Origin of the sequence: Pseudonocardia sp. EV170527-09 (assembly GCF_008369905.1) — a bacterium.
GTDB lineage: Bacteria > Actinomycetota > Actinomycetes > Mycobacteriales > Pseudonocardiaceae > Pseudonocardia.
Genome location: NZ_VRMC01000434.1, coordinates 1 through 278, shown reverse-complemented (window position 1 = coordinate 278; position 278 = coordinate 1). Strand labels below are relative to the sequence as shown.

Genomic DNA, 278 nt, shown 5'->3' with positions numbered 1-278 from the left:
CTACGGGTACCTCTGGTGCTGGAGCTGAAGTTGAAAAAGTCGCTGAGGCAACACGTATAGCGAAAGAACGCCGTCCTGATCTGTTGATTGATGGGCCGCTTCAGTACGATGCAGCATCGGTTGAAAGTGTCGGACGCTCGAAAGCACCTGATTCTAAAGTTGCAGGTCGTGCCAATGTGTTTATTTTCCCTGACCTAAACACAGGCAACACGACTTATAAAGCCGTGCAACGCTCTGCCAATGTCGTAAGCGTTGGCCCAATGTTGCAAGGTTTGAAC

Annotated in this window: 1 protein-coding gene; it reads left to right on the top strand. The window is 50.0% G+C overall.

Features of this window, described 5'->3' with window-relative positions; genetic code table 11:
- The coding region (locus FVA95_RS29715) for a phosphate acyltransferase (protein ID WP_255474728.1) at positions 1-278 on the top strand (278 nt) is incomplete at both ends.